5 protein-coding genes and 1 pseudogene are annotated in these 7,000 nt (G+C 60.3%); 1 reads left to right on the top strand and 5 read right to left on the bottom strand.

Translation table 11 applies throughout. The annotated features are described in order from the left end of the window. Nucleotides 1-518 precede the first annotated feature (518 nt). The 5 genes and pseudogenes from AB3X94_RS38645 to AB3X94_RS38625 form a co-directional block, all read right to left on the bottom strand. The gene (locus AB3X94_RS38645) at nt 519-1,796 is read right to left on the bottom strand and encodes an acetyl-CoA carboxylase biotin carboxylase subunit family protein (RefSeq protein WP_368614279.1); all 1,278 of its coding nucleotides are present in this window, start codon (nt 1,794-1,796) and stop codon (nt 519-521) included. A gap of 55 nt (nt 1,797-1,851) precedes the next feature. Beyond that, nucleotides 1,852-3,102 carry an ATP-grasp domain-containing protein gene (locus AB3X94_RS38640; RefSeq protein WP_217710346.1) on the bottom strand — a complete coding sequence of 417 codons (1,251 nt, stop codon included), beginning with the start codon at nt 3,100-3,102 and terminating at the stop codon, nt 1,852-1,854. Continuing rightward, nucleotides 3,095-3,790, bottom strand: coding sequence for an iron-containing redox enzyme family protein (locus tag AB3X94_RS38635; protein ID WP_176369594.1), 696 nt, complete (start codon nt 3,788-3,790; stop codon nt 3,095-3,097). The genes AB3X94_RS38640 and AB3X94_RS38635 overlap by 8 nt, the downstream gene beginning before the upstream one ends. A 158-nt stretch (nt 3,791-3,948) precedes the next feature. Then, on the bottom strand, nt 3,949-4,890 hold the full coding sequence (locus tag AB3X94_RS38630) for a DMT family transporter (RefSeq protein WP_368594051.1): 942 nt from the start codon (nt 4,888-4,890) through the stop codon (nt 3,949-3,951). Nucleotides 4,891-5,212: 322 nt separating this feature from the next. Then, a pseudogene (locus AB3X94_RS38625) lies at nt 5,213-5,597 on the bottom strand (LysR family transcriptional regulator); the annotation flags it as partial. Nucleotides 5,598-5,764: 167 nt separating this feature from the next. On the opposite strand from AB3X94_RS38625, the gene AB3X94_RS38620 reads away from it, so the two are divergent. Next, nucleotides 5,765-6,787 carry an IS110 family transposase gene (locus AB3X94_RS38620; protein ID WP_368614278.1) on the top strand — a complete coding sequence of 341 codons (1,023 nt, stop codon included), beginning with the start codon at nt 5,765-5,767 and terminating at the stop codon, nt 6,785-6,787. Nucleotides 6,788-7,000 lie beyond the last annotated feature (213 nt).

Below are 7,000 nucleotides of genomic sequence, written 5' to 3'. Positions count from 1 at the left end.
TCCAGCTTGCGTACGGAAAACAAACTCTCGGTGAACGTGTCGGCGCCGCCCATGATCTCCAGTGGGCAAGTGGTGGTTCATCTATCAACGCTTCACGAACTCTGCGCGATGACGTGTTTCAGCGGTACTTCAGCAACCTGCTAGGGAGTCCAGGAATTCCCACTTGCCGCGGGATAGCTGCGCGATTGGTCGGCGACGCTTTGCTCCAGCACGCCGGGTTTGCATGTCCTGCTCATCGAGCAGTTTCCCCACCACATACGTCTCGTCGCGCGGCGTCACAAACACCACTTCTAAATGCCTAGTGCTGCGAGGTTTCTACCGAACCGCCCTAGCGCACCGAGCCAATCGATAGCCGGACTTGACATGCCAGCAACGAATCGTTGGTTCCGTACCTGAGTACGCCGCCTCGCTCCGAACGAGAAGTGTCCGTCAACAGCGCAGCTGATCATAACAGCAGGGAACCGCTGGCCGTGGTAAAGCGATTTCGTCGCGTTCATTCTCTCCTTCCAACGAGCGCCTCATCGGCAGCGTGATGGCGCATTTTCGGGCAACGGATAGCCATCATGCCAATGCCCGCGCGGCCAAGCGGGGCGGCTAGGGGCATCGATATCGCCGAGCTCGTACTGGAAGCGCTCCAAGGTCGCGGCGATCGCTGCATCAATCTCATCTTCCGATCGACCGCGGTAGCGAAACCGGCCGAGGATCTCGTCGTAGCCGCCCTTGCCGTCGAAGACATGATTTGCCTTCGGCGTAATGGCCGCATACAGCGGTGCGATACCGTCCGGGACAACGGCTCGCAAGAGGCGGCTGCCGGTCGCCTCGGGGAGCAGCAGAAACCCTCCTAGCTCGGTGGAGCGGGCCGCTGCACCCACGCCTGCCTCGGATGCAAGCGACGTCCCGTAGTTGAGCTGCTGACGGACCCACAGGCTGAAGATGTCAATGCCGTAGAGATCGCGGAACAGGAACGGAATTTCGCCGCCGCCTACGCGCGCGCCGATCTCAAGGAAATACAGGCCGTCGGAGCCGCGAATCACTTCGAGATGAAAGGCGCCGTCCACCAGCGATAGGGCGCGGAGACTCGTTTGCGCGAACGCGAGTAGTTCGTCGTTCGACGGTCCAGGCTGCAACATTATCGACCCCAGCGGTTTGCCATTGGCGAAGTCAAGGCATGAGTTAAGGTAGCGCGACGCCCGGATGAGCAACGGCTTGCCGCTCAAGACGATACCGTCAACGTGATAGATCGGCCCTTCGATGAACTCCTCGCATTCGTACGAAGTGCCCGTAAGTCGGGGCAGGAGCGCACCGAACTGTTCCACCGAATCGACCCGGTGGACACCGATGCTTGCCGCGCCGGTTCGCGGCTTGACGATAAGCGGATGCCGCAGTCCGGCGACAGTGGCGAGCGCGTCCTCCCGATCGTTCAATTCGACGAACTGCGGCACGCGCAGACCGGCCGCACTGACGACGCGCTTCATCACCGTCTTGTCGCGAAAGCGTGCTGCGGTGGCGGGCCGGTCGCCCGGGACGTCGAAGGTTTCCCGCAGCTGTGCCGCGGCGAGCAGGTCGAATTCGGACAGCGCGATCAGTCGGTCGACACCGTTCAGCCTAGTACGGCATGCGTCGAATGCCACGCGCAGCCTGTGTATATCGTTGAAGTCCGGGAGGATCTCGATGTGCGAGATGCGCGTCGCTTCGAGAGCTTTCGCGCCTTCCGGTGTGCACAGATAGGCAACGTCGTGCGCGTCGTGATCGATGTATCGGTGATAGGCGGCAAAATCGTCGGACCAGCGATTCATTACGACACTTCGGGTACGGCGGGGGAAGGGGGTATACGTCATCGCGACTCGTCCTTCAATGGACCTTGCATGTCAACCCCATTTCGAGCGCGCATTGCGCGTCGTTCAGTCGGCGTTCGAGCGTGGGGCGATCGGGCGCTGTAAATAGCACGTGGCCGACCCGGCCGCGGAAGTCGGTCGGCGGCGATACCCAGTCGCCGATGCGCGGATAGATTTCCGCTTCTTGGAAGCCAGGCTGCGCACGCACATTGTCAAGCCCGCTGACACCGACGAACGGCCCGGCTGCCTCGGGTGCGAGAAACCGGACGCCGCTTACCCGGGTGCTCCGCCCGTGGCGGTATCCCGGGGCCGGGTCCCATTCCCCGAGATAGCTACGGAGCATGACTTCCGGTAGCGAGATTGACTTAGCTAGCTCAACGAGCCGGTAGATCCGGTCGCCGCCGAGCCGCGCGGCGATTTCGATCAGCGTGGGACCGTCGCGCGTCATGCGCACTTCCGCATGAAACACGCCCAGCGTCAGGCCGATCTCTCTCGCCACCGTTTCGACATACGCGCTCAGCCGAGCTCGGTCGCGGTCGTCGAGCGTAGCGTCGACCACATGTCCCATCTCGACGAAGTAGGGCTCGGGCCCGAGGATCTTTTCGGTAATGGCAAGCATGCGCGGACCGAGCGGACCGACGTAACCTTCTACGCTGTACTCCGGGCCGTCGAGATACTGTTCAAGCATCATCGCTTGACCAACTTCGCGGCCCATGTCCGGAACAGATCGATGCGCAACGCTGTCGATCGTCGCGTGCAACTGCGCGAGCGAATCGACGCGGCGCACCAGTAGGCTGCCGCAACCATCGACCGGCTTCACGACGGCCGGAAATCCGACGTGCGCCGCCGCGCGGGCGACGTCGCCACGCTTTGCGATCGGCGCGAAACGAGGTACAGCGAGCCCGGCCATGCTGAGTCGCTGACGACTACGGTATTTGTCACGTGTGAGCGCGGCCGCTTCGGGCGCTAGATGCGGTAACCCCAATTGCGCGGCCGTCTGCGCGACGACGTCGACCGCGTACTCAAAGCCGGGAACGAGCGCGTCGATGCCCCCGACTGTCCGCACTGCTGCAGCGACATCATCAGCCGAGCCAGTGTCGACACTCGTCAGCGACGCCACGGTCCGTAGGTGCGTTGGCGGCACGATGCGGGTATCTGCGCAGAACACGTGTACCGGGTGCCCGAGCCGCTGCGCTGCAGCGATCAGCGCGGTCCCCGATGAGACAGGCTCCACTACTACAATAGCCACGATGCGCTCCTCATGCAACGACCACGTCCGACTGGCGCCCGGTTTCTGCCTTCAGTTCGTCGAAGTAATCGCCGACCAAGCCGATGAAGTTGCGAAGATGCATTTCTGCCTTGTCGATGCCACCCCATCCGTCGATCGCGCGCTGGACGGCGCCCCACATCAGATCGTCGTGGTCGTGCGATTCGTCGTATTGGATATGGCCAAGCGAACCCTTAACGGTGTGGTGCCCGAAGGCTCGACCCGCAGCCTCGGTGATCGTCTTATTGTAGCGGTCCGAATACCATTCGACGAACCAGTTCCATGCCATCGTCGGCAATGGGCCATCGCGTTCGATGCTGAGATACAGATAATTGATCAGCTTCCTGGTCGAGTGGAGCGGCTCAATGGTGTCAATCTGTTCGGCGGTGAGGCCGAATTTTTCGATGTCGCGCAGAAAGAGTCCTTCGTGGCCGTATTCCTCGGCGAGGTATTGCGCGAGGATCTGCGCGAGTTGATTGTCCTTGAAGCCGATCTTGTAGAGCGCGAATGCATCGACTTCATTGTTCAGGCGGATGCGCAGCACTGTCTCGACGAGATGCCGCCGATAGTATTCGCGGTCGATCCATTCGCCACGGTGAAACGCGGCGGTGTCGGGCGAGGCGGAAAAGAGCGCCTGCATTTCACAGTCTGCAACCAGTTCGAAACGGGCACGATCTTGGTGGGCCATTTTCAGTCTCCAGTAAAACCACATGAAGGGAAACAGCATCGCAAGCGCGACACATACAACGACGACGCGAATCATCCGCAGTTAGTGTCTCGGCAACATCCGAATACGCGGAAGAAAATGCAGTGCGAGACGACGATCCACCTGCCGGCAACGCCGGCCTATTCTTGGCGGCAGCAGGCTATGCTGGCGCTGATCACGAGCAACGTGCCGATGTTTTGCAAGCCCAGCATAGGCTGACCGAGGACGACAAAACCGATTGCGGCAGCAATGGCGGGTTCGATGCTCATCAGAATGCCGAACGCGGACGCCGTCATGCGCCGCAGCGCGAGCATCTCGAGGACGTAGGGCAGGAGCGGCACGAGTACCGCGAGATATGCGGCGTCAATCAATTGCGCGGCGGGCAGATGGCCACCGCTTTGCGCAAGACCAAACGGCGTGGTGACCAGGGCCGCGACGATCAGCGACATTGAGAGCCCCTGCAGGCCATCGAACAGCGTGCCGACTCGTTTCATCATCACGATGTAGGCTGCCCATCCGAGCGCAGCCCCAGCCGGAAAGACCAGCGCGGTTAACGAGGTGGTCCACATGCCGTCCTGCCGCGCAATCAGGACGACGCCGACCATCGCCACCATGGGCCACACTAGCATCCGGAATCTGCGAATGCCGGCCGTCGCGACGATGAGGGGACCAATGAAGCTGATGCCGACTGCGAGACCAAGGGGCACGCGCTGCACGGCTTCGAAGTAGCACAGTGTCATGCCGGCCATGGCGCTACCGAGGACGAAAGCGGCGCTCCAGCGCTGTCGGGAGTAGGTATGGAGCGGCGGTCGCACCACGATCGCGAGCACCAAGCCCGCGAAACAAAGACGCAGCCAAGTCGTGCTGAGCGTACCGTATTGCATTGTCACGGGTCGCGACAATGCAGCACCAAGCTGCACGCTGCACATCGACGCGATAGCCATGGCAGCCGCGAGCACGCTGGCAACAGGTCGCGAAGACGGCTTGGAACCAGGGGGGTTAGCATCAAACGCATCGCCTTTAACTGGCTCAACCCCGGTGTCGACACGATTTGCTTGGACGACATCTAAATCTTCGCTCATACTCGGCTCCGCGGTGACGACGGGAGAATCCTAACAGCGCATATCCGCTCTGTATAAGCCGTTAATTTTTTTGAGTGCATCAATCATATTGATGATTCGCGATGGAGAAAAGCCTGTTTTTGCAGGTAAAATTACCGGCGGTAGGCTCACTCCGCGTGGAAAAGAGAGTACTGGTTCTTATCGGATGATCGTCTCGATTGCGCGCCGGAAAGTCCAGTCATGCGATGTGCCACAGCGTGCTATGAGTATGGCGGGATGATGGGCGGTCTTCCTTTGCTCTGAAATCCATCAACTTGATGGCTGGCGTCGACACGCAGCGGTTCTGGAAGCGATCAATGCCCGGCAGAAGCCATTTCGCGACGAACGCCGGCCTAACGGTCAGCGTCAACACGCCCACAGCCGAGCCCCTTCTTTAGTCGCGCAAATTCCAGATTCAACCGATCGAACCCCTCGCGGATGTTAGGCAGCGCCCGAAGGGCGACGGCCGTTAGTACAAGAGGCGGTCGCCCGCCGGTAGCGCGGTGGAACAGCGGTACGTCGAGGCATTCTTCGAGACTGAGAACGAATTGACCAACCTCGGTGGGCGTAACATTCAGTTCCATTGCAGCAGCCGAGAAGCCCGGGTGGCGCGCGCTCGACTCCAAGGCTCGCAGCGCGTCCGGGGGAACCGGCCATGCACAGAAAGATTTTCTTTCAACGACAAACAAAACATCTCATTTGTGAGTGTGAAGTCGACTGGCCGAGATGGAATGGACGCCGCCCTCCATTCGGGGAGGTAGGGTCCGGCAGGAAAGCGGAGGCCCTCCAGAACCGAATGGCATCAATGTGCCAGAGTGGCGTTTCGACACGTCCACTTGAGGAACGGAGGGCCCAAATGAATGCTACGACATACGGACTGGATGTTGCAAAACAGATCTTCCAGATGTACTGGGTCGACGCGCAAACGGGTGAGGTATCCAATCGACGGTTTCGGCGCGACGAGTTGATAACGTTTCTCGCCCAACGGCCGGCCGGTCTTGTAGCGCTTGAAGCGTGCGGCAGTGCGCACTGGTGGGCCCGCAAGATCCAGGCGCTCGGACACGAGGTGGTGTTGTTGCATGCGAAGTTCATTCGACCGTTCGTTCAGACGAACAAGACCGACGCAGCAGATGCTCGGGCGATCTGGACAGCGGTTCAGCAGCCGGGGATGCGAACCGTGGCAATGAAGACAGAAGACCAGCAGGCCATGCTCGGTCTTCATCGGATGCGCTCGCTGCTCATCAAATTCCGGACCATGCAGGTGAACCAGCTGAGAGGTCTCCTCTACGAGTTCGGTGTGTCGTTCCGAGCCGGTCGCGTCGCCGGACTCAATGAGATCCGCGCACGCATGGCCGAACTGGAATGCGTCCTGCCCGGAATCATGATTTCCAGCCTGCAGGACCAGTTGAGGCGTATCGACGGGATTGAGCAGGACATTGAGCAGCTTGAGAAACGGATCGGCGTCTGGCACAAGCAGGAAACGGCGTGCCGTGCAATCGCTGAAGTGCCTGGCATCGGCAGACTGACTGCAACAGCGCTGGCGGCTACGATCGGGGATGCAAAGACGTTCAAATCTGGCCGCGAATTTGCGTCGTTTCTCGGACTCGTTCCACGGCAAAGCGGCACCGGAGGCAAGGTCCGGCTGGGCTCAATCTCGAAGCGAGGTGACCCCTACCTGCGCACCCTGCTAATCCACGGTGCGCGCTCGGTGATGTGTCACACCAAGGTTCCAACAGCATGGCAGAAAGGAATTCGGGAGCGACGACCGGCCAATGTAGTAGCGGTGGCCCTGGCCAACAAAATCGCACGCATCGCTTGGGCAATTCTCGCTCGCGGCGGCACGTACGAGAAGCATCACGTCAGTGTGAAATCTGTTTAGCAGGGAAGCAGTAAATCCAAGACCGCAGTCTCGATAGGTTGCTGAGGTTGATTAACATGTGATGGCGAAACAGGTCGGACCGCAGGAACGCAAGCCTGAACACACCCTTGTACTGACAAGTACGTGGCCGAGATGAGGACGTTCCTGGCGTATTCCATCAGGGCCCGCAGCTTCGGCTTGCAAAAGGCCGCATATAAGACCGCAGCCGACACC

The organism is Paraburkholderia sp. BR10923 (genome assembly GCF_040948765.1).
Lineage (GTDB): Bacteria > Pseudomonadota > Gammaproteobacteria > Burkholderiales > Burkholderiaceae > Paraburkholderia > Paraburkholderia youngii.
Note: the sequence above shows the minus strand (reverse complement) of the source record. Positions and strands in the feature narration are given on the sequence as shown.

Excerpts from the sequence above, each read along its gene's own strand:
- AB3X94_RS38645 (WP_368614279.1), bottom strand. The coding sequence starts at position 1,796 with ATGAATCGCTGGTCCGACGATTTTGCCGCCTATCACCGATACATCGAT.
- AB3X94_RS38635 (WP_176369594.1), bottom strand. The coding sequence starts at position 3,790 with ATGGCCCACCAAGATCGTGCCCGTTTCGAACTGGTTGCAGACTGTGAA.
- AB3X94_RS38630 (WP_368594051.1), bottom strand. The coding sequence starts at position 4,890 with ATGAGCGAAGATTTAGATGTCGTCCAAGCAAATCGTGTCGACACCGGG.
- AB3X94_RS38620 (WP_368614278.1), top strand. The coding sequence starts at position 5,765 with ATGAATGCTACGACATACGGACTGGATGTTGCAAAACAGATCTTCCAG.